The sequence below is a fragment of the Streptomyces tricolor genome, assembly GCF_002155905.1.
Classification (GTDB): domain Bacteria; phylum Actinomycetota; class Actinomycetes; order Streptomycetales; family Streptomycetaceae; genus Streptomyces; species Streptomyces tricolor.
In genome coordinates this window covers 1-782 of record NZ_MUMF01000771.1, presented here as the reverse complement: position 1 = coordinate 782, position 782 = coordinate 1, and the positions used below count along the sequence as shown (strand labels likewise).

Annotated in this window: 1 protein-coding gene; it reads left to right on the top strand. The window is 77.2% G+C overall.

Features of this window, described 5'->3' with window-relative positions:
- On the top strand, positions 1-689 hold a 689-nt coding region (locus CCN44_RS39205), incomplete at its 5' end, for a carboxylesterase family protein (protein WP_158103211.1).
- Positions 690-782: the final 93 nt, after the last annotated feature.

Sequence of the window (782 nt, the reverse complement as noted above, 5' to 3'; positions counted from 1 at the left end):
CCCCGGGCGGCGCCGCCCGGGGCGTCGAGCTGCTCATGGGCTGGACCCGGGACGAGTACCGGCTGTGGCTGGTGCCCGGCGGGCTGCTGGAGCGCATCGACCGGCTCGGCGCGTTCGCCCTGGCCGGGGCCATGGCCCGCTGCCACGCCGGCCACGAGGTGCCGCGCGGCTACCGTGCGCTGCACCCCGACGCCGGGACCGCCGAGATCGTCGGCCAGATGGTCACCGACCACCTGCTGCGGGTGCCGCTGCACCGGCTCGCCGACGCCCGCCCCGGCAGGGCGTACCTGTACGAGTTCGGGTGGCCGTCCCGCCTTCCCGGGCTCGGCGCCTGCCACGCCCTGGAGCTGGGGTTCGTCTTCGACACCGGGGACCTGCCCGAGGCGAAGCGGCTGGCCGGGGAGGGTGCCCCGCAGGAGCTGTGCGACGCGATGCACGCCGCCTGGGTGCGGTTCGTGACGAGCGGGGACCCCGGATGGCCGGCCTGGGACGCCACCCACCCGGTGCGGATCTTCGACGAGGGCGTCCCGCGCACCGCGCACGGCCCACGGGACGCGGAGGTCGACCTGTGGGCGACCGCGCCCGCCGTACCGGGGCCCCCGCGCACTGCCGTGCCCCGCGCCCCCGGCGCCGAACTCGCCGCCGCGATGCGCCGACTGCGCCGCTCGGTGAGCACCCTGCGTCGCTGACGACGGCCGGCAACCCGGTCTCCTGGTCTCCGGGAGCCTCGGCCTCCCGGTCTCCTGGTCTCAGGGAACCTCGGCCTCCCGGTCTCCTGGTCT